Raw genomic sequence first — 24,508 nt, 5'->3', positions numbered from 1 at the left:
AGACACCGACCGCCGAGCGTCAGAAGGGGAGATCGGCCTCGGGGGCGACCTGCTTGAGGGCGTCGCGGAATTGGCCCTGAATGCGTGCCAGGGCTTCTTCGCTTTTGCCCTCGAAGCGCAGTACCAGCATGGGTGTGGTATTGGACGCGCGGCACAGGCCCCAGCCGTCGGCATAATCGACGCGAATGCCGTCGAGGGTAGTCTTCACGCCGTCCTCGCCGAAGTCGCCTTCCCGGGCAAGTTTGTCGACGATGGCGAACTTGTGCTCGTCGCTGACCTTGGCATTGAGCTCCGGCGTGCTGAGGTCCTGCGGGAAGCGCGCGAAGAAGGTGTCGGCGTCCTGCCCTTGAGAAAGTTGCCGCGAGAGGATCTCCAGCAGACGGGCGGCGCCATAGAGGCCATCGTCGAAGCCGTACCAGCGTTCCTTGAAGAAGATATGGCCGCTCATCTCGCCGGCCAGCGCCGCGCCGGTTTCTTTCATGCGTGCCTTGATCAACGAGTGCCCAGTGCGCCACATCTCCGGTGTGCCGCCGGCGTTCTCGATCACTTGGGCCAGATTGCCGGTGCACTTGACGTCGAAGATGACGCGCGCGCCGGGACTACGCTGAAGCAGGTCCTCGGCGAAGGCCATCATCAGGCGATCGGGATAGATCACCTCGCCCTTGGGTGTGACCACGCCGAGGCGGTCGCCATCCCCGTCGAAGGCCAGGCCGATGTCCGCGCCGGTTTCCTTGACGGTGCGGATGACGTCCTCGAGGTTTTCCAACTTGCCGGGGTCGGGGTGGTGGTTGGGGAAGTCGCCGTCGATATCGGCGAACAGCGGTACCATGTCCGCTCCCAGACGTTCGATCAGTTGTGGGCCGAGTTCGCCAGCCACACCGTTGCCGCAGTCGACCACGGCCTTGATCTTCCCGCTCAGGCTGACATCGCCGAGGATGCGGTCCAGGTAGGCAGCGCGTACATCCATTTCACGCAGGCTGCCTTCACCCTCGCCAAGCGCGTCGTCCTGGATGCGCTGATAAAGCGCGGTGATGGCGTCGCCGGAGAGCGTCTCGCCGCCCAGTACGATCTTGAAACCGTTGTAGTCGGGCGGATTGTGGCTGCCCGTGACCATGACGCCGGAACGGGTGCCCTCCAGCGTGTGAGTGGCGAAGTAGAGGACCGGCGTGGGTACCATGCCGATATCGACCACATCGCGCCCCGCGGCGCGTAGACCGCGAATCAGGGCCGCTTGCAGACGTTTGCCCGAGTGGCGGCCGTCGCGGGCGACGACCACGGTGGTTTCGTCGCGGCTGGCGGCTTCGGCGCCGATGGCACGACCAATCAACTCGACGCCTTCCTCGGTCAGACTGTCGTCGACGATGCCGCGAATGTCATAGGCGCGAAAGATGGACGCGCTGATGGACGTATTGGGAGCTTGTTGGCTCATGGTGAATCCCTTCAAGTCGATGGCCATGTGGCCGTGAACATCGGGGCGACCGTCAGCGTCGCCCGCCTGAACTCAATGGCGGCCGGAGTGACCGAAGCCACCTCCGGCGCGCTCGCTGGCGGCGAAGTCCTCGACGATGTCGAGGTTAGCCTGTACCACGGGGACAAGCACATATTGTGCCAGGCGCTCGCCCGGTTCCAGAACGAACGTCTGGTTGCCGCGGTTCCAGACCGAGATCATCAGTTCGCCTTGATAGTCGGAGTCGATCAGGCCGACCAGATTGCCCAGCACGATGCCGTGTTTATGCCCCAGGCCGGAGCGAGGCAGGATCATGCCGGCAAGACCCGGGTCGCCGATATGCACGGCGAGGCCGGTGCGCACCAGTTCGCAGTCGCCGGGCGCCAGCGTCAGCGGGCCATCGAGCAGGGCGCGCAGATCCATGCCGGCGCTGCCGGTGGTGGCGTAACCGGGAAGAGGAAAGTCGTGGACGCGTTCGTCCAGAATCTTCACCGACAAGGTGGTGTCGGAAGACAACGAGGCATCTGACATGGGAATGGGTCCGTCAGTCGTGCGCCGTGGGGGCGCGGTGGGCGTAAAGCGTCAATACCCGGTCGACGATGGCGTCGGCCAGGGTGGTCTTGGGCTGTGGCGGCAGCGCTTGGCTATCGGTGTCATCGCCGTCTCGCCACAGCAACAGGGCGGCGTTGTCGTCGGCGCCGAAGCCGAGCCCGGCCTGTGAGACATCGTTGGCGACGATCATGTCCATGCCCTTGCGGGTCAGCTTGTCACGCGAATAGCGTTCCACGTCACGGGTCTCGGCCGCAAAGCCTACGACCAGCGGACGCGGTGAACGCGCGGCGATCTCGGCCACGATATCGGGGTTCTTGACCAGGGTGAGTGTCATCGTCTCGCTGGCGTCGGTTTTCTTGAGCTTGTGCTCGGCGACGTGCTCGGCGCGGTAGTCGGCGACCGCCGCGCAGCCGATGAAAATATCGCTCACGGCAGCGGCGTGCTCGGCGGCGGCGAGCATCTCGCTGGCCGATGTCACATCGACGCGCTCGATCCCTGGGGGCGTCGCCAGGGCGACCGGTCCGCTGATCAAGCGCACATGGGCGCCACGTCGAGCCCAGGCAGTGGCCAGGGCGTAGCCCATTTTGCCGGAGCTGTGATTAGAGAGGTAGCGCACCGGGTCGAGCGCTTCATGCGTCGGCCCAGCGGTGATCGTTACCCTCAGCGCCTCGGCATCGCGCACAGCCGGTGCCTGCGCGAGCTCGGCGATCAGCGCTTCCGGTTCGCGCATACGGCCGGGCCCGACATCGCCACACGCCTGTTCGCCGCCATCGGGACCCAGCAGGCGCCACCCTAGGGCGCGCAACGTTGCGGCATTGGCCTGAGTCGCCGGATGGCGCCACATGGCTTGATTCATGGCCGGGGCCATGACGCACTCCGCCTCGCTGGCCAGGCACAGTGTGGTGAGCAGGTCGTCAGCATGACCATGCGCCAGGCGCGCCATGAGATCAGCGGTAGCCGGCGCGACGAGGATCACCTCCGCCCAGCGCGCCAGCTCGATATGCCCCATGCCGGCTTCCGCCTCGGGGTCGAGCAGTGACGTGCGCACCGCTTCCCCCGTAAGGGCCTGAAGCGTCAGCGGGGTAATGAAGGTCTGCGCGCCCTCAGTCATGACCACGCGCACCTCGCACCCCGCCTTCTTCAATAGACGAGCGAGTTGAGCGCTTTTGTAAGCGGCGATACCGGCGCTGATACCGAGTAACACGCGCTTGCCGAAGAGTGTTGGCATGGCGGGAATCCTGACCGTTTTGCAGGCCCTCCACCTTACCATCGTGCCCCGGATTTGCGTAGCGCGCGCCGCTTCAAGCGCATAGCTGTTTGATGGCGATCTCTATTCCGCGCAATTCTGCCAATCCCTTGAGACGGCCTATCAGTGGATAGCCCGGGCGTGTCTCGCGAGATAGATCATCCAGTAGGTGATGGCCATGATCGGGGCGTAGCGGCAGACGCGGACCGCCGTCACGTTCGCGGCGACGTTCCTCGTCGATCAGAACCTTCATGACGCCGACCATGTCCACGTCGCCATCGAGATGCGGCGCCTCATGGAAGGTCCGCGGGTCTTCCTCGCGTCGAGTGGCACGCAGATGAGCGAAGTGAATGCGCTCGGCGAAGCGCTGGCCCATCGCGACCAGGTCGATTGCTTCGCTGACACCGTAGGAGCCGGTGCAGAAAGTCAGACCATTGGTCGGGCTGGGCGCGACATCGAGAATCCATTGAACGTCGTCGGGTGTCGAAACCACGCGTGGTAGTCCGAACAGCGAACGGGGCGGGTCATCGGGATGGATCGCCAGGCGGATGCCGACCTCCTCGGCCACCGGCACGATGGCGCTCAGGAAGTGGCCGAGATTATCGCGCAAGCGGGCGGCATCGATCTCGGCATACTCAGCGATCACCTCGCGAAAGCGTGCCAGGGTGTAGTGCTCCTCGGCGCCGGGTAGCCCCGCGATGATGGTGTCGGCGAGCCGCTGGCGTGCCGCTTCGTCGAGCGTTTCGAGGTAGCGAAGAGCGGCGTCGCGTTCGGTGGCATCGTAGTCGCGTTTGGCACCGGGACGCTCGAGCAGGTACAGGTCGAAGGCGGCGAAGGCGGTCTGGTCGAAGCGCAGCGCCGTGCCGCCGGTGGGTAGCGGCCAGGCCAGGTCGGTGCGTGTCCAGTCGAGCACCGGCATGAAGTTGTAGCAGACCACGTCGATGTCGCAGGCCGCCAGGTTGCGCAGTGTCTGCTGGTAGTTGGCGATGTAGGCATCGCAGTCACCGCTGGCCTTCTTGATGTCCTCGTGGATCGGCACGCTTTCGACTACCGACCAGTTGAGCCCGGCGGCCTCGATCAAGCGCTTGCGCTCGGCAATCGCCTCGCGAGGCCAGGCTTCACCGTTGGGAATCTCGTGCAGAGCGGTGACGATACCGGTGGCTCCGGTCTGGCGGATGTCGTCGAGGGTGATCGGGTCGTCGAGACCGAACCAGCGCCAGGTATGTTCCATGGTCGTATCCTATCGTGTCGGGTCGTCGAGTGCGGCCAGGGCCGCGGTGACGCCGCTGCCATTCAGTGTGTGGTAGGCATCGAGTACTGCGTTGCGAAAACAGGCATCCTCGGCCAGCGCTCGCGGGAAGATAGCGTCGAGGGAGAGAAAGGCGGCGATCAGCGACTCGGGCTTGTCGTGTTCGGCATGCAATGCGGCGAAGGTCTCGGCCATCGGATCGTCGACCGGGTGGTGAGCGTCGGCCAGGTCGCGACCGGCGGTATAGCGGATCCATGCCGCCACGCCGAGCGCCGTGCAGCCGATCTCGCCGCCGGCGTCGAGCTGTTTCCGGGCACCGGTTAGCCAGCGCTGGGGCAGCTTCTGCGAGCCGTCCATGGCGATCTGCTGCAGGCGATGGTGCAGGCTGTCGTTGGCGAAGCGGGCCAGCAAGCTATCGGCGTAAGCGTCGAGATCGGTGCCCTTGGGCATGTTCAGCGTCGGAGCGGCCTCGTCACGCATGTAGCGGTGCAGCAGGCCGACGAATTCCGCGCGGCAGATGGCGTCGGCCACCGTCTCGATCCCCGCCAGCACGCCGAGGTAGGCGAGCAGCGAATGGCTGCCGTTGAGCATGCGCAATTTCATGGATTCGAAAGGCGCGACGTCGGCGACCATCTGCACGCCGTCGTGCTCCCAGTCGGGGCGCCCTTTGGGAAAGTCATCCTCGATCACCCATTGGCTGAAAGCCTCGCAGGTCACCGCTGCCGGGTCGTCGACGTCCAGCGCGCGCAGGCGCTCGAAATCGGTCTCGCTCATCGCTGGCACGATGCGATCGACCATGCTCGAGGGAAAGGTCACGGCATCGGCGATCCATGCAGCGAGTGCGGGGTCGCGCTGACCGGCCAGTTCGATCACCGCGCGGCGAGTGCGCTTGCCATTATCGGGCATGTTGTCGCAGCACAGCACCGTAAACGCCGCAGTATCGGCCGTGAATCGCCTAGCTAGCGCTTCGACCAGCATGCCCGGTGCGGTCTGCGGCTGCGTGGGGCTGGCGATATCGTGACGAATCGGCTCTGCGTCGAGCAGCAGCCGGCCGTCCGCCGGATCGAGGTGATAGCCTTTCTCGGTCACGGTCAGCGTGACGATGCGCACGTCGGGCTCGCTCATGCGGGTCAATAGGGCCTCGAGATCCTCGCCTCCGGGACCGGCATAGTATGTTTCGCGAATCGCCGTGATCTCGCGCAGGGTGAGAGTTTCGCTGTCGGCGTATTCGGCGACGTGATAGCGCTGATCACGTTCGCGCATCAGCTCGACTAGATGGCGGTTGGAGCGAATGTTGGCACTGGCGATGCCCCACGGGCCGCCACCGTGGCGGGTCAGGTTGCGCTCCAGGTAAACCGCCTGATGGGCGCGATGAAAGGCACCAAGGCCGAGATGGACGATGCCCACCGTGGCCGGTGCATGCTCGCTGGGAATTTGCGTCGGGGTCATGATTGATCAGTCTCCCATCAGCAGGTTGGGTAGCCATAGTGAGAGAGCTGGCACATAGGACACCAGCAGTAGTACCACCAGGTTGCAGATCAAGAAGGGCACGATGGCGCGTGCCACCCGTAGTACCGGCAGCTTGCCGATTCCCGAGACGATGAATAGGCACACGCCGAGAGGTGGTGTGGTCAGTCCGATCATCAGGTTGAGCACCGCCATCAAAGCAAAGTGGACTGGATCCATGCCTACACCGGTCGCCACGCCCAATAATGCAGGGAAGAGAATGATTAGTGCCGCGATGGTTTCCATGAAGGTGCCAACCACCAGCAGAATCAGGTTGAGGATCAGGATGACCACTATGGGGTTTGTGCTGAAGCCCAGAATCTGGTCGGCGATCATCTGTGGAATCTGCTGGCTGGTGAGGATCCAGCCAAACAGGTTGGCCAGGCCCACTAGCAGCATCAGAGAACTCGAGGTCAGCACGGTGTCGACGACGATCCGCGGCAGATTGCGCCAAGTGATGCCCTTGTAGACGAACATGCCGATCACCAGGGCGTACAGGCTGGCGACGATGGAGGCCTCGGTGGGGGTAAAGAAGCCACCAATGATGCCGTAGAGGATGATGAAGGTCATCAACAGGGCCCAGAAGGCGCTACGTCCTTCCTTGATGAGCTCCTTGAAGGTCGACCGCCTCTCGCGCGGGTAGCCGCGCTTCACCGCCAGGATGTACACGGTGATCATCATCGCCAGGCCCAGCAGCAGGCCGGGGATGGCGCCGGCCAGGAACATCCGACCCACCGACACCCCGGACAGCGAGCCGGCGATGATCATCGGCACGCTGGGCGGGATGATCGGTCCCACCGTCGACGAGGCGGCGGTTACCGCAGCGGCGAAGGGCTTGTCGTAGCCGGCACGGGACATGCCGGGGATCATCACCGAGCCGATGCTTGCCGCATCGGCCACGGCAGTGCCGGAGATACCGCCGAAGATCATCGAACCGCCCACGTTGGCCAGCCCCAGGCCACCGCGTATATGACCCATCAAGGCGTTCGCGAAGCGCACGATATGGTCGGTAATGTTGCCGACGTTCATCAGGTTGCCGGCGAGCACGAAGCCGGGTATGCACAGTAGCACGAAGGTATCGATGCCACCGTACAGGCGCTGGGGGACGATGGTCAGCGAGATGTCCGCTAGTAGCAGGTAAGAAAGTGAGGCGATACCCAGCGAGAAAGCAATGGGGATGCCTATTAGCAGCAGGACGATGAATACGCAGAACAGGACGGCGACTTCCATCACGGCGCCTCCCCGGTCGGGGTCGAACCGCCGCGGGCGATGGCCACTCCGGCCTCGATCAGGCCGATTGCCGCATATAGGGTGGACAAGCCGAACAGGGCGACGGTCGAAAAGAAGATGTAGTGCATATGAACCCCGAGGGTCGGCGAGGTCTGGAAGGCACCCACTTGGGCGAACTTCATGGCATAGGGAATCATCCACGCCGCGAAAACGCCGATGACTAGGCAGCATAATGCTCGATAGATCAACTGACTGCGCCATCCCAGTAGGTGTTGGAAAAGCTCGACATTGACGTGCCGGTTGCGGCGCAAGACGAGGCCGGATGACAGCGCCACCATGTAAATAAAGAGATAGCGCGACAGCTCCTCGGTCCAGGCTGGCGCGAATGGCAGGGCGACGCGGGCGACGATCTGCAGCATCACTACCGCCGCGATGGCCAACAGCGCTAGCGAAGCCAGCAGGGCGAACAGGCGGTCTAGCCCGCTCACCAGCCGTCCGAAGACACCGCCCAGGGGTGGGATCTCGGCGATGTCGTGCAGCGGATCGCTCGGCTCGGAATCGCTCATCAGGACTGTCCCTCGGAGAATCAAAGGAAGGCCGGGTCCGTCACGTCTGGACCCGGCGGGGAATGGGCTTGGTCAGAGGTTCTGTATCGCCTCGTAGAGCTTCTGCTGCTCGTCGCTGAGAGATGCCTTGACGGCCGGTGTGGCCTTCTTGGCGAAGGCTTCCTGGTCAACATCGACGAATGTCATACCGGCATCCTCAAGTGCATTGCGTAGCCGCTTCTGGTCTTCGGCGAAGAGTTTCTCTTCGTAGTTCTGCATCTTGTCAGCGGCATCGAGAACTATCTTCTGGAGGTCCTCAGGCATTGACTCGAGTTTCTGCTTGCCAATCACCACGTAGATCCAGCTACGCACATGATCGGTCATATTCACGTAGTCCTGGACCTCGTCGAAGCTGGCACTTTCGATCAACGACAGCGGGTTTTCCTGGGCGTCGATGGTGCCCTGCTGCAGCGCCGTGAACACCTCGCTGAAGGCCATTGGCGTGGGCTTGGCGCCGAGTGCCTGCCAGGTATCGACGAACAGCGGCACGTTGGGTACGCGCAGGCGCAGGCCGTTGAGATCGGAAGGCTTCTTGATCGGCCGGTTGGAGGTCAGCTCACGTGGGCCGCGCTCGAACCAGGCGATCGGCACCAGGCCGGTCTGGGCTTTGATCTGGGCTTCGATCTCCTTGCCGATCTCGCCCTCGACGGCCTTGCGCATGTGTTCGGAATCGCGAAACGCATAGGGTACGGCCATCATCGCTGCCTTGGGCGCCCAGTTCTGCAAGCTCTCGCCCGTAATGGTCATGTCGGCAGTACCGAGTTGGATGCTGTTGATCATTTCCATTTCGGTGCCCAATTCCTCGTTGGGAAAGATTTGCACATCGATGCGGCCATTGGATTTCTTCTCGACGATCTGCTGGAAGCGCTCGGCGGCCTTGTTCCAGATGTGCTCCTCGTTGGCCAGGTGGCCAAATTTAAGGGTGTAATCCGCGGCCGTGGCGAACGGTACGGCGAGTATGCTTGAACCGATAACGGCGCTGGCGAGTAGTTGCTTGAGCATGACGTTCACTCCTGACTCTGGTTGATGGCTGTTGTTGTTGAGCATTGAGTAGTGGTTTGCAGTCGATCATTGGCGAGTGCGAGGGTCGAGTCGCTTAGCGCTTCAGGCGTCGAGCTCGATGAGTACCTTGCACACGCGTTCCGGGTGATGGTCGATCATGTGGATCGCCTCCCCCATCTCAGCGAAGGGCAGCCGATGGCTTACCAGCGCCGTGGCATCGAGTCGCCCGCTGGCGAGCATCTCGATGACTTCGGGGAACTTGCGGTTGTTGAGTCGTGAGCCGACGATGCTCAGCTCTTTCTTGATCACCTCGAGCTGGACGAGGTCGCTGGGCGTCGTGTTGAACCCCAGCAAGCCAATACGTCCGGCCGGCGAGGCGATCCGCGCGAGCTGAGGGAACAGCGCCGGCACGCAGGCGGCGTCGGCGATCAGCGGCACGCCTTCGCCGCTAGTGCGCTCGGCCATCACGGCCTCGAGATCTTCCCGCTGACCGTTGACGGTGTGGCTGGCGCCAAGCGAGAGGGCGACGTCCAGTCGGTCGTCGATGACGTCACAGACGGTTATATCGGTGAGCCCTTTGGCTCGGGCGACCTGGAGGATCGTCAGGCCGATCACGCCGGCGCCGAGGATCAGCAGAGAATCGCCGTCGTACGGCTGCATCCGGTCGAGGACGTTACAGGCGATGGTGTAGGGCTCGACCAGCGCGGCTTGATCGAGAGCGATGGTCTCGGGCAGCCGATGGGCGTTGGCGGCGGGAACGCTGACCTGGTTGGCGAAGCCACCGTTGCGGTGCACGCCGATGACCTGCATGGCGCTGCAGACGTTGGGCCGACCGATACGGCACGGGTAGCACTCGCCGCAGTTGATCACCGGGTCGATGCATACCCGATCACCCACCGAGAGGCCCTCTACGCCGTCGCCCACCGCCTCGACGACGCCGGCGAACTCGTGGCCGGTGATCCGCGGGAAGCGCACGAAGGCGTTGTCGCCGTGAATGATATGCATGTCCGAGCCGCAGATACCGGCGAAGGCGACGCCGACGCTAACCTCGCCGGCGGCGGCTTGCGGGGCATCGATGTCAACGATGCTGAAATCGTGGGGTGCACGAACCTCAAAGGCTTTCATGACGGACTCCGCTCTATGAAAGGGAACGGGATTACCAGTGCCAGAGCGTGCCGTCTTCCAGACGGTTGACCGGCAGGCTGGCGCGTTTGTAGGGGTACTTGGCCGCGAGCTCCTCGTCGATATCGACGCCGTGTCCCGGGGACTCGCCCACCAGGAAATGGCCGTCCTCGAAGCGATAGTCGTGTGGGAACACCGCGTCAGTCTCGTCGGTGTGCGGCATGTGCTCCTGGATGCCGAAGTTGGGCACCCAGGTATCGAAGTGAATCGCCGCGCCGAGACATACCGGCGACAGGTCGGTGGGACCGTGGAATCCGGTGCGTACATGATAAAGCGCGGCTAGATCGGCGACGCGACGTAGTGCGGTAATGCCGCCGCCGTGGGTGAGCGGCATGCGGATATAGTCGATCCATTGGTTCTGGATCATCTCGCGGCAGTCGTGGATTGAATTGAATACCTCGCCGATTGCCAGCGGTGTGGTGGTGTGCTCACGGATCAGGCGTAGGCTTTCCTGGTTCTCGGCCGGCACGCAGTCTTCCAGCCAGAATAGGTGATAGGGTTCGACGGCCTTGCCCAATCGCGCTGCTTCGATCGGCGTCAGGCGATGATGGACGTCGTGCAAGACGTGCAGCTCGTCGCCGAATCGCTCGCGCACGGCGGCGAACAGCTTGGGAACATGGTTGAGGTACTTCTCGGTGCTCCAGACGTGTTCGGCGGGTAGCGAAGAGTCGGCCGGCTCGTAACGCTCGCCAGGGTTCTTGGCCACGCCATAGGTGGTCTCGATCCCCGGCACCCCGGCCTGGACGCGTACCGCGCGGTAACCCATTTCCACATGGCGGGCGACCTCTTCCAGGCAGTCATCGATCTCCTGGCCGGTGCAGTGGGCGTAGGTCATTACTCGCTCACGGCTCTTGCCGCCGAGCAATTGATAAAGCGGCATGCCGGCAGCCTTGGCCTTGATGTCCCACAGTGCCATGTCGACGGCGGCAATGGCGGTCATGTTTACTGGGCCACGTCGCCAGTAGGCGCCGCGATAAAGATACTGCCAGGTGTCTTCGATGCGGCTGGCGTCGCGGCCTATCAACGCTGGAACGATGTGTTCGTCAAGGTAGGCCGCCACTGCCATCTCACGACCATTGAGAGTGGCATCGCCAATCCCGTGGATACCTGCGTCGGTGACGATCTTGAGCGTCACGAAGTTGCGCCCGGGGGAGGTGACGATGGTATAGACGTCGCGAATTTTCATGCACTGACTCCAGAAAGCTGAGGGGGCCGGCGGCCACCGGCCGAGGCGGACTCGAAAAGCTCGGGGAAGCGTTCGATCAGGGTCGGTAGTGAGCTGAGAATTTCGCGCAAGTGTTCCTTCACAGCTTTTTCGGCAGCCTCGGGATCGCGCGCAATGATGCTTTCGAGGATGCGGGAGTGCTGGTCGATCAGCTTGGTGATGGGCGTGGCATCCGGGACGCTCAGATAGCGCACCCGGTCGAGCTGTGCCTTGACTTCCTGAGTCACGCGCCAGGCAGCGTCGTGTCCGGTGCTGAGCGCGAGCGTTCGATGGAACGCCTCGTCGAGACGGTAAAAACGGTCATGGTCTTGTGGATCGATACAGCGCTGCTGGCGGTCGATGAGCTCATGAAGTTCGTCGCGGACCGATGACTCGAGTCCTTGTTCGGCAGCGTCTCGGGCGACCGCGATTTCGATGGCTTCGCGGACGAAACGTGCCTCCATGACATCGGCTTGCGAAATGTGCATGACGTAGGTGCCGCGCTGGGGCCGTACCTCGATCAGGCCGGCCTCCGAGAGTCGAATAAAAGCCTCGCGTACGGGTTGCCTGCTGACCGCGAAGGTATCGGCGATCTCTTTCTCCGACAGTGCCTGGCCGGGCGCCAACGTCATGCGAATGATCGATTGGCGCAGGACCGCATAGAGGCGTTGACGGACATTACCGTCGGGCTGTTCGTCCCAGAGTGCGAGCAGCGATGGCGTCATGTGAAGATCCTGAATCGATATGTTGTATGACTAGTATGGTAGTCAGGTTAGTCAATCATGCGATGCAACTTTGGTTGGGGGGCAGCATGCGACATTGCTTATTGATTAGATATTGCTGATATTGTGTCTGAGTGTGTCGTGACATCCGAAACCTGAGGGGAACTGGTGATGGGAATACGCGATTGGCCGGAAGGCGAACGCCCGCGTGAAAAGTTGCTCACCCTGGGGGCGCCGGTGCTGTCGGATGCCGAGTTGTTGGCGATTTTTCTGCGTGTGGGCGTGAAGGGGCGCTCGGCGGTGGATCTTGCGCGTGATCTGCTGGTCGCTTTCGGAGGCTTGCGGCCGTTGCTGGAGGCCGATCAGGCGCGCTTTTGCGCGGAGCATGGTCTGGGCGAGGCTAAATATGTGCAGCTTCAGGCCTCGCTGGAGCTGTCGCGGCGCCACCTGGGGAGCTTGCTGGAGCGTGGCGGCGCCCTGACCTCGCCGGCCTTGGTGCGCCAGTTCTTGACCTCGCAGTTGCGTCACTTGCCTCACGAGGCGTTCGCGGCATTGTTTCTGGATACGCAGCACCGCGTGATTCGCTTCGAGACACTTTCGGAAGGCACGCTCGATAGTGCATCCGTTTATCCGCGTGAGGTGTCGCGGCGGGCGCTGGCACTCAACGCCGGGGCGTTGATCTTTGCACACAATCATCCATCCGGTGTGGCCGAGCCAAGTGACGCCGACCGGCGGATCACCCAGCGGCTCAAGGAAGCGCTGGCGCTTTTCGAGATCCGTGTGCTGGATCATTTCGTCGTCGGCGATGGTGAGGTAGTATCGTTCGCCGAACGCGGATGGCTATGAGGCCGTGTCCGTGATGCCAGGCTGGCCGTCCGTCGAGCCCCGCAAGCTTGCGGAAAGGCTTGACGTCTGGTATAAAGTACGCCCTTTGAATCAGGGCAGAAGGCGGTAGCCTGCCATTCCCGGTTTGCCCGACAGGTTTTGAACAACTCGCCAGTGGTTGGAGGCTTCCATGTCCCAAGTATGTCAGGTTACCGGTAAGCGCCCGGTGACTGGTAACAATGTTTCTCACTCCCAGCGGAGAACTCGCCGTCGCTTCGTGCCGAACTTGCACACCCATCGTTTCTGGGTGGAAGGCGAGAAGCGTTTCGTCAAGCTGCGCGTTTCCTCCAAAGGCATGCGTGTCATCGACAAGAAGGGCATTGAAGAAGTGCTCAGCGATATCCGCAAGCGTGGTGACCGCGTCTAAACAGCGCGTCCAAACAGGGAGTAATGAGTCATGCGTGACAAGATCAAGATGGTGTCCAGCGCCGGAACCGGCCATTTCTACACCACCGACAAGAATAAGCGGAACACGCCGGATAAGCTCGAAATGAAAAAATTCGACCCGGTCGTCCGCAAGCACGTGATGTACAAGGAAGCCAAGATCAAGTGATCTTGGTCCTCCTTCGCCACAGGTGACGTTCACCTGTCAGAAAAACCCGGGTCGCTCCGGGTTTTTTTATGCCAGCAAGAAAGGTGGCGGGAGGCCAGCATGCCCGAACTCCCTGAAGTCGAAACGACGCGTCGCGGTATTGCGCCCTATATAGAGGGGTGCGAGATTCGTGAAGTCATCGTGCGCCAGCCCCGCTTGCGTACGCCGGTGCCGGATGACTTGGCGGATACGCTCGTCGGTCAGCGCATCGGTACGCTAGGGCGTCGTGCCAAGTACCTGCTCATGCCCGTTGGCGATCGTACCCTGCTATGGCATCTGGGAATGTCCGGGAGCTTGCGCGTGGCGCGTCTCGGTGATATGCCCAGAAAGCACGATCATGTCGACCTGGTCGTGGAGGATGGCGTGATCCTGCGTTATCACGACCCACGTCGTTTCGGCTTCGTCGATTGGCTGCAGGGCGCGCCGCTCGAGGATCCACGCCTGGCACGCCTGGGCCCCGAGCCGTTGTCGCCGGATTTCGACGGTGAGCGTCTCTACCGGTTGTCACGCAAGCGGCGAATCGCCGTCAAGCCGTTCCTGATGGATAATACCGTCGTCGTGGGTGTCGGCAACATCTACGCCAGCGAAGCGTTGTTCCTGGCGGGGATCGACCCCCGGCGCGCGGCGGGGCGTATTTCCCGCGAGCGCTATGAGCGTCTGGCCGAGGCGGCACGCGAGGTACTGGCGTCGGCGATCACGCAGGGTGGCACGACGCTTCGCGACTTCGTCAGCGGCACCGGCGAGCCCGGTTATTTCGCTCAGCGCCTCAACGTCTATGGGCGGCAAGAAGCGCCCTGTCGGCGTTGCGGCGAGCCTTTACGCTTGGTTACGCTAGGTCAGCGGGCCAGCGTTTTTTGTCCCCACTGTCAGCGCTGAGCGCTTCGCGCCGCGCGATGTCTTCGCCAAGAGGTTTTCCGTGACCGAACGTCTACGCCTCAAGAAAAACGCCGATCGGCGTCTCAAGGCGGGCCATTTATGGCTCTATTCCAACGAGATCGATATCGCGGCCACGCCGCTGAAGGATTTCGAACCGGGCGCCCAGGCGGTCATCGAGGCCGCCAATGGCAAGCCGATGGGCATCGCCTACGTCAATCCGCACTCGCTGATCTGCGCGCGTATCGTCTCGCGCGACGTCGATGTGCGTCTCGATCGTTCGCTGCTGGTCCACCGCTTCAAGCAAGCGTTGAGCCTGCGCGCACGGATGTTCGCCAAGCCTTTCTATCGCCTGGTGCATGGCGAGGGGGATCTGCTGCCGGGGCTCATCGTCGATCGTTTCGATGATGTACTGGTCGTGCAGCTCAATACCGTGGGCATGGATCGGTTGCGCGATGAGATCGTCGCCGCGCTCGAGAAAGTACTGGCGCCGCGCGCCATCGTGTTCAAGAACGATTCCTCTGGGCGTCGTCAGGAACAGCTCGGCGACGAGGTCGAGGTAGCCTATGGCGAGCTGCCTGACCAAGTGCTGATCGAGGAAAACGGCGTGCGCTTCGTAGTGCCGGTGCTCGATGGCCAGAAGACCGGGTGGTTCTTCGATCATCGCGCCAACCGGGCATGGCTCAATGGCCTGGTCGCCGGCAAGCGCGTGCTGGACGTGTTCAGCTATGTGGGTGGCTGGGGCGTTCAGGCGGCCGCACATGGCGCTAGCGAGGTGCTGTGCGTGGATAGTTCCGCCCAGGCCTTGGAGCGTGTGGCCGAGAACGCTGAGCTTAACGGCCTGGCCGAGCAAGTGGCCGTCGGTGAGGGCGAGGCCTTCGAGGCGCTGGCGGCGCTCAAGGCGGAAGGCGAGCAATTCGATGTGATCGTGCTCGACCCGCCGGCCTTCATCAAGAAGCGCAAGGATATCCCCAATGGCGAGCGTGCCTACTCGCGGCTCAACCGTGAGGCGATTCGGCTGCTGGGGCGCGATGGCATGCTTCTTTCGGCGTCGTGCTCGATGCACCTGGCGCCGGAGCGCTTGATGGAATGTGTACGGGGCGCGGTGCGCCATCAGGACCGTCACGGACAGGTCATCTATCAAGGCCATCAGGGGCCGGATCATCCCGTGCATCCCGCAATTCCCGAAACCGCTTACCTCAAAGCAATGGGGGTGCGGGTTTTCCGCAACTGATCATGACGTTGGATAGCGTTCGCGTCTTTCGCCATCCCAACGCGTTGCTGGTCAACCACGTGCACAACGTGCTGACCAGTGCCGGGTTGGTGCCCGTGCTGCGCAACATGACCCTCGGCGGTGGCGCCGGCGAACTGCCGCCCGGCGAATGCGAGCCGGAGGTCTGGGTGCCGGTGGGGCATCGTCAACGCGCCGAGGCATTGGTCGATGAGGCCCTCAATGGGCCCGCCGAGGGTCTCCCTGCTTGGCGGTGCCCCGCTTGTGGTGAATCGTTGGAAGGTGTCTTCGATACCTGCTGGCAGTGTGGTCAGGCACGTCCCGTCTGAGGCGAGCAGGGTATGCATGGCATGGCCGACGTAAATCGTTCGGCCACGGGCGCTTTCGGCGTAAAGTTTTCTTTAGAAGCGTGGTTTTATAGCGCGTCCTTCCGTTTTTTCTTCTCCCTCCCTCCGATTCCTGTGCGTGTGCTGTAATGAATAGTCGTTGAGCCTATTTTGTAGACACCCTCGGAAGCGGAGGCGCCATGAAAATCGCCGTACCCAAAGAAATCAAGAATCATGAGTATCGTGTCGCCTTGACGCCAAGCGTGGTGCGCGAGCTGGTGGCACGCGGGCATCGCGTGGCAGTGCAAGCATCGGCGGGCGAGGGGGCCGGCTTCCCCGACGCTGAGTATGAGGCGTCGGGGGCGCGTATCGAGCAGGATCTCGACGCGCTATGGGATAACGCCGAGCTGATCGTCAAGGTGAAGGAGCCTCAGCCGGAGGAGGTCAAGCGCCTCAAGCCGAGCCATACGCTGTTCACCTACCTGCATTTGGCCGCCGAGGAGTCGCTGACACGGGGGCTGATGGACAGCGAAGCTACCTGCATCGCCTACGAGACGATCACCGACGCAGAAGGCGGTTTGCCGCTTCTGGCGCCGATGAGTCGCGTCGCCGGCCGCATGGCCGTCCAGGCCGGCGCGCATAGCCTGGAAAAGGCGCAAGGCGGTGCTGGTATTCTGATTCCCGGGGTGCCCGGCGTGGCGCCGGCCAAGGTCACCGTGATCGGTGGTGGCGTGGTCGGGGAGAACGCTGCACGCATGGCGCTGGGGTTGGGCGCGGATGTCACCGTGCTCGACAAGTCGCTGGAGCGGCTGGAAGTGCTCGACCATCGCTACCAAGGACGCTTGAATACCGTGTATTCGACGGCGGATGCATTGGAAACGGCTGCCCGAGAGTCGGATATCGTCGTCGGTGCGGTGCTAGTGCCGGGCGCGCAGGCGCCCAAGCTGATCACCCGCAAGATGCTCAGTGACATGCGCCCGGGCAGTGTGTTAGTGGACGTGGCCATCGATCAGGGCGGCTGCTTCGAGACGAGCCGTGCGACGACCCACGCCGATCCCACCTATGTCGTGGATGGTGTGGTGCATTACTGCGTCGCCAACATGCCGGGTGCCGTGGCGCGCACCTCCACCCAGGCGTTGACCAATGCCACCTTGCCGTTTGTACTGGCTCTGGCCGACAAGGGATGGCAAGGCGCCCTGGCGGAGGATCCTCACTTCCTCGAGGGGCTCAACGTACATGCCGGCCACATCACGCATCCGGCGGTGGCCCAGGCATTCGGTCTGGACGCGGTCGACCCCAAGAGCTTGATGGCATAGCGCGCGACCACGACGTTCCGGCTGGGGCTGGTCGCCTTGGCCGGGACGTCGTTGTACACTGGGCGGATTCTCACATTTCGTTGCGATCAGCCCAATTTCATGACCAAGACACGCGTTCTGACCGGCATCACCACCACCGGTACCCCGCATCTCGGCAACTATGTCGGGGCCATCAAACCGGCCATCGAGGCCAGCCAGCGTCCCGATGTTGATTCCTTCTACTTCCTCGCTGACCTGCATGCGTTGATCAAGTGTCAGGATCCCAAGCGCGTGCAGCAATCGCGCCTGGAGATCGCCGCCACCTGGCTGGCGTTGGGCCTGGATACCGACAACGCCGTTTTCTACCGCCAGTCGGACATTCCCGAGATTCCCGAGCTGACCTGGATGCTGTCCTGCGTCTGTGCCAAGGGGCTGATGAACCGCGCCCATGCCTACAAGGCGGCGGTGGCCGAGAACGAAGAGCTCGGCCATCAGGATATGGATAAAGGCGTGAGCATGGGGTTGTTCGGTTACCCGGTGCTGATGGCGGCGGATATCCTGATGTTCAATGCCAATAAAGTCCCGGTGGGGCGCGACCAGATCCAGCATATCGAGATGGCGCGTGACATGGGCGGGCGCTTCAACCACCTCTACAAGGGGCAATACTTCACATTGCCCGAGGCGGTAGTCGACGACAAGGTGGAAGTATTGAACGGGCTCGATGGTCGCAAGATGTCCAAGAGTTACAACAACACCATCCCGCTGTTCGTCTCGGAGAAGAAGCTTCAGAAGCTGGTGCGCAAGATCAAGACCAACTCCCTGGAGCCCGGCGAGCCCAAGGATCCCGACAGCTGCACGTTGTTCCAGATCTTCTCGGCGTTTGCCTCTGCAGAAGAGACTGCCACCATGCGGGCCGACTACGAGAACGGCATCGGCTGGGGCGAAGCCAAGGATCGGGTCTTCGAATATCTCAACGCGCACCTGCGCGAGCCTCGTGAGCGGTATAACGCCCTGCTCGAGGATCCCGGGCATATCGAGAACGTGCTCAAGCAGGGTGCTGAAAAGGCGCGTGCCGAGGCGCAACCCCTCATGGAACGCGTGCGCGAGGTCGCTGGCCTGGGGCGCTTCGTGTAACGCCTCACTTACTCTTTTTATCGGCGCGTCTTGCGCGCTGCCAAGGCCCGTGTCTCGTGACACGGGCTTTGTTTTATATTGCCAAACGCTATAGCGTGAATGCGGTTTATGAATTTTTAAAAGTTCTGGGCGAGCGCTAAGATAGGCAACAATTTCCATCCTAATGATGACAGGAGGTTGTGATGCCTGACGTATCCAGCGTTTCCGCGTCGCCGACGCCGCGTCGCGGTGTACCGCCGCTGGCATTGGCGGCGGCGATAGTCTTGCTCCTGGGCGCTCTGGCCGTGGGCACGGCCTTCGGGGCGGCCACGGGGTTGCTCATGATCGTGGGGGGCGCCCTGGGCATGGTGCTCTATCATGCCGCTTTCGGCTTTACCTCCGCGTGGCGTGTGTTCATCACCGAGCGTCGCGGGCGAGGCCTACGCGCGCAGATGGTCATGCTGGCCTTGGCGGTGGTGCTGTTCTTCCCGGCGCTCGGTGCGGGGACTCTGTTTGGCACGCCGGTTTCCGGCTATATCGCACCCATCGGGGTATCGGTCCTGGTTGGTGCGTTCCTGTTCGGCCTGGGTATGCAGCTCGGCGGCGGCTGTGCCTCGGGGACTCTGTTCACGGTGGGCGGCGGTAATGCGCGCATGGTGATTACCTTGGTGTTCTTCATCGTCGGCTCCCTGGTCGGCACGGCGCACTTCGCCTGGTGGCAGACGTGGCCGGCGTTCCAGCCGACGTCGCTGCATGGCCTGTTCGGTGTGGGCGGCGGTATCGTCGTGAGCCTTGCGTTGTTCGCCGCGATCGCGGCGGTGACGGTGGCCATGGAGAGGCGCCGGCACGGTCAGCTCGAACGGGCGCCGCAGGTCGAGGCCGGCCGCTCGCGTTGGCTGCAAGGCCCTTGGCCGCTATTGGCCGGCGCGGTGGGGCTGGCGGTGCTCAATTTCATCACGCTGGCGCTTGCCGGGCGTCCATGGGGCATTACTTCGGCGTTTGCGCTGTGGGGCGCCAAGATCTTCGAGGCGCTGGGCGGCAATGTCAGCGGCTGGGGCTATTGGCAGGCGGCCGGCAATGAGGCGGCCTTGAACGCCAATGTCTGGAGCGATATCACTACGGTCATGAACGTGGGGATCATCCTCGGGGCGATGGCCGCGGCGGCGCTGGCGGGCCGTTTCGCGCCGAAGTTCAACATTCCGCTACGTTCCGTGGTGGCGGCAGCTATCGGCGGATTTCTGCTGGGTTACGGGGCACGCCTGGCGTTCGGCTGCAACATCGGCGCCTATTTCGGGGGCATTTCATCGGGCAGCTTGCACGGCTGGCTGTGGTTGGTCGCGGCGTTCGCCGGCAACATGCTGGGCGTACGGCTACGCCCGTGGTTCTTCTCGGGCCCGGCACGCCCCGTGGCGCGCAGTGGCTGAGCCGGCCGTATAATCGATAAGCGCCAATGATGCACGGTGTCCTTCGGGACGCCGTGCGTCGTTGTGGCGTGCGCGGGTGGCGAGGCGGCGTGATATAGTGAAGCTCGAGCCGTGCGGAGTCTCCGGGCTCCGAGTTCCGTCACCTGCGTGAGGCAAACGATGAGCGAAACATCCAAGCGTCCCCTTTATATTCCTTATGCCGGCCCCTCACTGCTGGAGATGCCGCTGCTCAATAAGGGCAGCGCGTTTACCAGCGAAGAGCGTGTCGAGTTCAACCTGGTGGGCTTGTTGCCGCAGAATGTCGAGAGCATCGAAGAGCAGCTCGAACGCGCTTATCATCAGTACACTCTGTGTCAGAACAACCTCGACAAGCACATTTATCTGCGGGCGATTCAGGACGACAACGAGACGCTGTTCTTCCGTCTGCTGGAAGAGCATCTCGAGGAAATGCTGCCGATCATCTACACCCCCACGGTGGGCGAGGCATGCGAAGAGTTCTCCAATATTTACCGCAATCACCGCGGGCTCTTCATCTCGTATCCCGATCGTCACCGCATGGACGATATCCTGCGTAGCGCCACCAAGGACAAGGTGCGCGTGATCGTGGCCACTGACGGTGAGCGCATCCTGGGGCTGGGCGATCAGGGCATCGGCGGTATGGGCATTCCCATCGGCAAGCTGTCGCTGTATACCGCCTGCGGCGGCATCAGCCCGGCCTACACGCTGCCCATCGTGCTCGATGTGGGCACCAACAATCAGAAGCTGCTCGACGATCCCATGTACATGGGCTGGCGCCATCCGCGGGTCAGTCAGGAAGAATACGATGAGTTCATCGGCATGTTCATGGAGGCGCTGCAACGGCGTTGGCCCAACGTGCTGTTGCAGTTCGAGGACTTCGCCCAGACCAACGCCATGCCGCTGCTCGAGCGTTATCGTGACCAGCTGTGCTGTTTCAACGACGACATCCAGGGCACGGCGTCGGTGTGCGTGGGCACACTGCTGGCGGCCTGCAAGACCAAGGGCGAGGCGCTCAAGGATCAGACCATCGCGTTTCTCGGGGCCGGCTCTGCGGGCTGCGGTATCGCCGAGCAGATCGTCGTGGCGATGACGATGGAAGGCCTGAGCGAAGCCGAAGCACGCCAGCGCGTCTACATGGTCGACCGTTTCGGTTTGTTGACCAGTGACATGGACGGGCTCTACGACTTCCAGCAGCGTCTGGCGCATGAGACCGCTACCTTGAGCGACTGGGACACCCAAGACCGCGACCTGCTCGACGTGGTGCGCAATGCCAAGCCTAGCGTATTGATCGGGGTTTCCGGGCAAAGCGGCCTGTTCACCGAAGAAGTGATCAAGGCGCTGCACGCCGGCTGCGCGCAACCGCTGGTGATGCCGCTTTCCAACCCGACGTCCAAGGTCGAGGCTGTCCCACAGGACATTCTCGAATGGACCCACGGCGAAGCGCTGGTGGCCACGGGCAGCCCCTTCCCGCCGGTACGTGTCGGTGAGCGCGACGTGGCGATCGCCCAGTGCAACAACGCTTATATCTTTCCTGGCATCGGACTGGGGGTGGTGGCGACCAACGCGTCCCGCGTCACCGACAAGATGCTGATGGCGGCCTCCAATGCGTTGGCCCAGAACGCGCCCATCGTCAAGACTGGCAGAGGCGCGTTGTTGCCTTCATTGGGCGATATCCGCGAGATCAGCAAGGACATCGCCTTCGCCGTCGCCAAGCAGGCCCAGGAGGAAAACGTCGCGCTGTCTTCCAGTGACGAAGCGCTATGGGACGCCATCGAGCGCCACTTCTGGTATCCGCGTTATCGCGCTTATCGGCGCCGCGCTTTCTAAACGCACGCCTATCGATTACCCATACAAAACACCCCGCCGGCAATGCCGACGGGGTGTTTCTTTATGCTGCTAGATAACGCTAGCTCAGCGCGGAATGACTACAGCATGCTACGCAGCACATAGTGCAGGATGCCGCCGTGACGATAGTAGGCCATCTCGTTGGCGGTATCGATGCGGCATAGCGCCTCGATCTTCTTCTCGCCTTTATCGGAGGCGATGGTCACCTTGACCTTGGCGCCGGGTTCGATATCTGCGATGCCTTCGATGGAAACCGTTTCGTCACCGGTCATGCCCAGTGACTTGCGATCCTCACCCTCGGGGAACTGCAGCGGCAACACGCCCATACCGATCAGGTTGGAGCGGTGGATGCGCTCGTAGGATTCGGCAAGCACGGCACGCACGCCGAGCAGACGCGTGCCCTTGGCCGCCCAGTCGCGGCTGGAGCCGGTACCGTATTCCTTGCCGGCAACCACCACTAGTGGCGTGTCTTGCTCGACGTATTTCATCGCCGCGTCGTAGATCGCCATCTGTTCGCCGCTAGGCACATGGCGGGTATAGCCGCCTACGACGTCATCGAGCATCTCGTTTTTGATACGTACGTTGGCGAAAGTGCCGCGCATCATCACTTGGTGATTGCCGCGCCGCGAGCCGTAGGAGTTGAAATCCGCGGGCTTGACGCCGTTTTCTTGCAGATAACGGCCGGCAGGGCTGTCCGGTTTGATCGCGCCGGCGGGCGAGATATGGTCGGTGGTCACCGAGTCGCCGAACATGGCCAACACGTTGGCACCCTTGACGTCCTCCAGCGGCGCGGGTTCCTTGCCCATGCCCTCGAAGAACGGCGGATGCTGGATGTAGGTGGATTTGTCGTTCCACGCATAGACATCGCTTTCCGGTACATCGAGCGACTTCCAGATCTCGTCACCCTCGAAGACCTCGCTGTACTCCTTGCGATACATCTCGGTCCTGACCTGCTCGACGGCCTCGGCGATCTCCGCCTGGCTGGGCCAGACATCCTTGAGGTACACCGGGTTGCCATCCTTGTCCTTGCCCAGCGGATCCTTGGAAAGATCGATGCGCATGTTGCCGGCCAGGGCATACGCTACGACCAAGGGCGGTGACGCCAGCCAGTTGGTGGGCACCAGCGGATGGATACGGCCTTCGAAGTTGCGGTTGCCGGAGAGCACCGAGGCCACCGTCAGATCGCCTTCATCGATGGCTTTCTCGATTGGCTCGTGCAGGGGGCCGGAGTTACCGATGCAGGTGGTGCAGCCATAGCCGACCAGGTTGAAGCCCAGTGCGTTGAGATCGCTCTGGGTGCCACTGGCGTCGAGGTAATCGGTGACCACCTTGGAGCCCGGTGCCAGTGACGTCTTGACCCAAGGCTTGGTGGTGAGGCCCTTCTCGACGGCCTTGCGCGCCAGCAGCCCGGCGGCCAGCATCACGCTGGGGTTGGAGGTGTTGGTGCACGAGGTGATGGCCGCGATGACCACGGCGCCGTGGTTGAGCTTGAAGTTTTCGCCATCGACTTCGCAGTGCTGGCTATCTTCGTGCTCCAGGCTCTCGTCGGTGCCCACGGCGGTCTGGCCTCCCTCTGAGAGCCACTTGCCTTGCTCGGTGGGAGCGACGTCCGGCTTGCGATCGCTGAGAATCTTCTCGAAGGTGGACTTCATGTCGGTCAGGGCGACACGGTCCTGCGGACGCTTGGGCCCGGCCAGGCTGGACTCGACCTCGTTCATGTCGAGGTGCAGAACATCGCTGAAGATTGGCTCGGCACCGGGTTCGCGCCACAGCCCCTGCGCTTTAGTATACGCCTCGACGAGCTCGATCTGATGTTCGTCACGGCCGGTGAGGCGCATGTAGTTGAGGGTTTCCTCGTCGACCGGGAAGAACCCGCAGGTGGCACCATATTCAGGGGCCATGTTGCCGATGGTGGCGCGATCCGCCAGCGGCAGGTCCTTGAGGCCATCGCCGTAGAATTCGACGAATTTACCCACCACGCCTTTCTGGCGCAGCATCTGAGTGACCGTCAGCACCAGATCGGTGGCGGTGATGCCTTCGCGCAGCTTGCCGGTGAGCTTGAAGCCGATGACCTCGGGGATCAGCATCGAGACCGGCTGGCCAAGCATCGCGGCCTCGGCCTCGATGCCACCTACGCCCCAGCCGAGCACACCCAGGCCGTTGATCATGGTGGTGTGGGAGTCGGTGCCCACGAGAGTGTCCGGATAGGCGAACGTCTTGCCGTTTTCTTCCTTCGTCCACACCGTCTTGCCCAGATACTCCAGGTTGACCTGGTGGCAGATACCGGTACCCGGCGGCACGACGCGGAAATTATCGAACGCCTGCTGGCCCCAGCGCAGGAATTCGTAACGTTCGCGGTTGCGCTCCATCTCGATGGCGACGTTGTCCTTGAACGACGACGGATCGCCGTAGTGATCGACCATCACCGAGTGGTCGATGACCAGATCCACCGGGGAGAGCGGGTTGATGCGCTCGGCGGATTCGCCGAGACGCTTGACGGCGTCACGCATGGCGGCCAGGTCCACGACCCCGGGGACGCCGGTGAAATCCTGCATCAGCACGCGTGCCGGACGATAGCCGATCTCACGAGTGGAGCGTCCTTCCTTCTGCCAGTCGACGAGTGCCTGCATGTCGTCGGGGGAGACGCTTTCATCGTCGCCGTAGCGCAGCTGGTTCTCGAGCAATACCTTGAGTGTCATGGGCAGGCGCGAAGCGTCGCCGAACGCTTGTGCAGCCTTGTCCAGACTATAATAGTGGTAGGTATGACCGCCGACATCGAGTGTCGATAACGTATTCTGTGGAGCTTCGGACATGGGGCCCCCTCCTCATCAATGCTGGACGATTTTTCATGGCGAACGCCGAACCACGCTGCCCTTGATATGCTGGAAAGGTCTGGAGACCATCCGATGGCTCGGTTCGCCGCGAGTCAGGTTCCTTCGACAATGTCTACAATATCATCGA

At 62.5% G+C, this 24,508-nt stretch carries 22 protein-coding genes; 10 read left to right on the top strand and 12 right to left on the bottom strand.

From position 1 onward, the window contains the following. Positions 1–19: 19 nt before the first annotated feature. The 11 genes from RVY79_RS03270 to RVY79_RS03220 all read right to left on the bottom strand — a co-directional run bounded on the left by RVY79_RS03270 (position 20) and on the right by RVY79_RS03220 (position 11,948). Positions 20–1,429 (bottom strand): phosphomannomutase/phosphoglucomutase, encoded by a 1,410-nt coding sequence (locus RVY79_RS03270; RefSeq protein WP_317462587.1) that lies wholly within the window; start codon positions 1,427–1,429, stop codon positions 20–22. A 72-nt stretch (positions 1,430–1,501) separates the two neighbouring features. After that, a complete protein-coding gene (gene dut, locus RVY79_RS03265; protein WP_317462586.1) occupies positions 1,502–1,978 on the bottom strand; it encodes a dUTP diphosphatase in 477 nt (158 codons plus the stop codon). 13 nt (positions 1,979–1,991) lie between these two features. Further along, positions 1,992–3,227 carry a bifunctional phosphopantothenoylcysteine decarboxylase/phosphopantothenate--cysteine ligase CoaBC gene (gene coaBC / locus RVY79_RS03260; protein WP_317462585.1) on the bottom strand — a complete coding sequence of 412 codons (1,236 nt, stop codon included), beginning with the start codon at positions 3,225–3,227 and terminating at the stop codon, positions 1,992–1,994. Positions 3,228–3,300: 73 nt separating this feature from the next. Continuing rightward, complete coding sequence (uxuA, locus tag RVY79_RS03255; RefSeq protein WP_317462584.1) at positions 3,301–4,476, bottom strand: mannonate dehydratase; 1,176 nt, start codon at positions 4,474–4,476, stop codon at positions 3,301–3,303. Between the two features lie 9 nt (positions 4,477–4,485). Continuing rightward, complete coding sequence (locus tag RVY79_RS03250) at positions 4,486–5,943, bottom strand: mannitol dehydrogenase family protein (protein WP_317462583.1); 1,458 nt, start codon at positions 5,941–5,943, stop codon at positions 4,486–4,488. Between the two features lie 6 nt (positions 5,944–5,949). Beyond that, complete coding sequence (locus RVY79_RS03245; protein WP_317462582.1) at positions 5,950–7,230, bottom strand: TRAP transporter large permease; 1,281 nt, start codon at positions 7,228–7,230, stop codon at positions 5,950–5,952. Continuing rightward, positions 7,230–7,796, bottom strand: a complete 567-nt coding sequence (locus tag RVY79_RS03240; protein ID WP_317462581.1) for a TRAP transporter small permease — start codon at positions 7,794–7,796, stop codon at positions 7,230–7,232. The genes RVY79_RS03245 and RVY79_RS03240 overlap by 1 nt, the downstream gene beginning before the upstream one ends. Before the next feature lie 72 nt (positions 7,797–7,868). Next, entirely contained in the window at positions 7,869–8,837 is a 969-nt protein-coding gene (locus RVY79_RS03235; RefSeq protein WP_317462580.1) for a TRAP transporter substrate-binding protein, read from the bottom strand. Positions 8,838–8,939: 102 nt separating this feature from the next. Then, a complete protein-coding gene (locus RVY79_RS03230; protein WP_317462579.1) occupies positions 8,940–9,962 on the bottom strand; it encodes a Zn-dependent oxidoreductase in 1,023 nt (340 codons plus the stop codon). A 31-nt stretch (positions 9,963–9,993) separates the two neighbouring features. Then, complete coding sequence (manD, locus tag RVY79_RS03225; RefSeq protein WP_317462578.1) at positions 9,994–11,205, bottom strand: D-mannonate dehydratase ManD; 1,212 nt, start codon at positions 11,203–11,205, stop codon at positions 9,994–9,996. Continuing rightward, positions 11,202–11,948 (bottom strand): GntR family transcriptional regulator, encoded by a 747-nt coding sequence (locus tag RVY79_RS03220; RefSeq protein WP_317462577.1) that lies wholly within the window; start codon positions 11,946–11,948, stop codon positions 11,202–11,204. Before RVY79_RS03220 ends, manD begins: the two co-directional genes overlap by 4 nt. 168 nt (positions 11,949–12,116) lie before the next feature. Between RVY79_RS03220 and radC the strand changes: the two genes are divergently transcribed. From radC to RVY79_RS03170, 10 genes are all read left to right on the top strand, one after another. Continuing rightward, positions 12,117–12,791 carry a RadC family protein gene (gene radC, locus RVY79_RS03215; RefSeq protein ID WP_317462576.1) on the top strand — a complete coding sequence of 225 codons (675 nt, stop codon included), beginning with the start codon at positions 12,117–12,119 and terminating at the stop codon, positions 12,789–12,791. 169 nt (positions 12,792–12,960) lie between these two features. Further along, positions 12,961–13,197: a 50S ribosomal protein L28 gene (gene rpmB / locus RVY79_RS03210; protein WP_317462575.1), complete on the top strand. Its 237-nt coding sequence runs from the start codon at positions 12,961–12,963 to the stop codon at positions 13,195–13,197. Between the two features lie 30 nt (positions 13,198–13,227). Continuing rightward, positions 13,228–13,383: a 50S ribosomal protein L33 gene (gene rpmG / locus RVY79_RS03205; RefSeq protein WP_011508261.1), complete on the top strand. Its 156-nt coding sequence runs from the start codon at positions 13,228–13,230 to the stop codon at positions 13,381–13,383. Positions 13,384–13,482: 99 nt separating this feature from the next. Next, positions 13,483–14,298, top strand: a complete 816-nt coding sequence (gene mutM / locus RVY79_RS03200) for a bifunctional DNA-formamidopyrimidine glycosylase/DNA-(apurinic or apyrimidinic site) lyase (RefSeq protein ID WP_317462574.1) — start codon at positions 13,483–13,485, stop codon at positions 14,296–14,298. Positions 14,299–14,338: 40 nt separating this feature from the next. Then, positions 14,339–15,529, top strand: coding sequence for a class I SAM-dependent rRNA methyltransferase (locus RVY79_RS03195; protein WP_317462573.1), 1,191 nt, complete (start codon positions 14,339–14,341; stop codon positions 15,527–15,529). A gap of 2 nt (positions 15,530–15,531) precedes the next feature. Next, positions 15,532–15,855: a DUF2007 domain-containing protein gene (locus RVY79_RS03190; RefSeq protein ID WP_317462572.1), complete on the top strand. Its 324-nt coding sequence runs from the start codon at positions 15,532–15,534 to the stop codon at positions 15,853–15,855. A gap of 197 nt (positions 15,856–16,052) precedes the next feature. Then, entirely contained in the window at positions 16,053–17,168 is a 1,116-nt protein-coding gene (gene ald / locus RVY79_RS03185) for an alanine dehydrogenase (RefSeq protein WP_317462571.1), read from the top strand. Positions 17,169–17,267: 99 nt separating this feature from the next. Further along, the gene (locus RVY79_RS03180) at positions 17,268–18,281 is read left to right on the top strand and encodes a tryptophan--tRNA ligase (RefSeq protein ID WP_317462570.1); all 1,014 of its coding nucleotides are present in this window, start codon (positions 17,268–17,270) and stop codon (positions 18,279–18,281) included. Positions 18,282–18,463: 182 nt separating this feature from the next. Then, positions 18,464–19,684 carry a YeeE/YedE family protein gene (locus RVY79_RS03175; RefSeq protein ID WP_317462569.1) on the top strand — a complete coding sequence of 407 codons (1,221 nt, stop codon included), beginning with the start codon at positions 18,464–18,466 and terminating at the stop codon, positions 19,682–19,684. A 159-nt stretch (positions 19,685–19,843) separates the two neighbouring features. Next, positions 19,844–21,529, top strand: coding sequence for an NAD-dependent malic enzyme (locus RVY79_RS03170; protein ID WP_317462568.1), 1,686 nt, complete (start codon positions 19,844–19,846; stop codon positions 21,527–21,529). A gap of 98 nt (positions 21,530–21,627) precedes the next feature. Here RVY79_RS03170 and acnA read toward each other — a convergent pair whose 3' ends face one another. Next, on the bottom strand, positions 21,628–24,360 hold the full coding sequence (gene acnA, locus RVY79_RS03165) for an aconitate hydratase AcnA (RefSeq protein WP_317462566.1): 2,733 nt from the start codon (positions 24,358–24,360) through the stop codon (positions 21,628–21,630). Positions 24,361–24,508: the final 148 nt, after the last annotated feature.

The organism is Chromohalobacter sp. HP20-39 (genome assembly GCF_033052815.1).
Taxonomy (GTDB): Bacteria; Pseudomonadota; Gammaproteobacteria; order Pseudomonadales; family Halomonadaceae; genus Chromohalobacter.
This window is presented reverse-complemented; position numbering and strand designations above follow the sequence as displayed.

Coding starts and splice junctions, on each gene's coding strand:
- radC (WP_317462576.1), top strand. CDS start 12,117: ATGGGAATACGCGATTGGCCGGAAGGCGAACGCCCGCGTGAAAAGTTG.
- RVY79_RS03250 (WP_317462583.1), bottom strand. CDS start 5,943: ATGACCCCGACGCAAATTCCCAGCGAGCATGCACCGGCCACGGTGGGC.
- RVY79_RS03235 (WP_317462580.1), bottom strand. CDS start 8,837: ATGCTCAAGCAACTACTCGCCAGCGCCGTTATCGGTTCAAGCATACTC.
- coaBC (WP_317462585.1), bottom strand. CDS start 3,227: ATGCCAACACTCTTCGGCAAGCGCGTGTTACTCGGTATCAGCGCCGGT.
- ald (WP_317462571.1), top strand. CDS start 16,053: ATGAAAATCGCCGTACCCAAAGAAATCAAGAATCATGAGTATCGTGTC.
- RVY79_RS03190 (WP_317462572.1), top strand. CDS start 15,532: ATGACGTTGGATAGCGTTCGCGTCTTTCGCCATCCCAACGCGTTGCTG.
- RVY79_RS03245 (WP_317462582.1), bottom strand. CDS start 7,230: ATGGAAGTCGCCGTCCTGTTCTGCGTATTCATCGTCCTGCTGCTAATA.
- RVY79_RS03230 (WP_317462579.1), bottom strand. CDS start 9,962: ATGAAAGCCTTTGAGGTTCGTGCACCCCACGATTTCAGCATCGTTGAC.
- rpmG (WP_011508261.1), top strand. CDS start 13,228: ATGCGTGACAAGATCAAGATGGTGTCCAGCGCCGGAACCGGCCATTTC.
- RVY79_RS03170 (WP_317462568.1), top strand. CDS start 19,844: ATGAGCGAAACATCCAAGCGTCCCCTTTATATTCCTTATGCCGGCCCC.
- RVY79_RS03180 (WP_317462570.1), top strand. CDS start 17,268: ATGACCAAGACACGCGTTCTGACCGGCATCACCACCACCGGTACCCCG.
- mutM (WP_317462574.1), top strand. CDS start 13,483: ATGCCCGAACTCCCTGAAGTCGAAACGACGCGTCGCGGTATTGCGCCC.
- RVY79_RS03220 (WP_317462577.1), bottom strand. CDS start 11,948: ATGACGCCATCGCTGCTCGCACTCTGGGACGAACAGCCCGACGGTAAT.
- uxuA (WP_317462584.1), bottom strand. CDS start 4,476: ATGGAACATACCTGGCGCTGGTTCGGTCTCGACGACCCGATCACCCTC.
- rpmB (WP_317462575.1), top strand. CDS start 12,961: ATGTCCCAAGTATGTCAGGTTACCGGTAAGCGCCCGGTGACTGGTAAC.
- dut (WP_317462586.1), bottom strand. CDS start 1,978: ATGTCAGATGCCTCGTTGTCTTCCGACACCACCTTGTCGGTGAAGATT.
- acnA (WP_317462566.1), bottom strand. CDS start 24,360: ATGTCCGAAGCTCCACAGAATACGTTATCGACACTCGATGTCGGCGGT.
- RVY79_RS03270 (WP_317462587.1), bottom strand. CDS start 1,429: ATGAGCCAACAAGCTCCCAATACGTCCATCAGCGCGTCCATCTTTCGC.
- RVY79_RS03240 (WP_317462581.1), bottom strand. CDS start 7,796: ATGAGCGATTCCGAGCCGAGCGATCCGCTGCACGACATCGCCGAGATC.
- RVY79_RS03175 (WP_317462569.1), top strand. CDS start 18,464: ATGCCTGACGTATCCAGCGTTTCCGCGTCGCCGACGCCGCGTCGCGGT.
- manD (WP_317462578.1), bottom strand. CDS start 11,205: ATGAAAATTCGCGACGTCTATACCATCGTCACCTCCCCCGGGCGCAAC.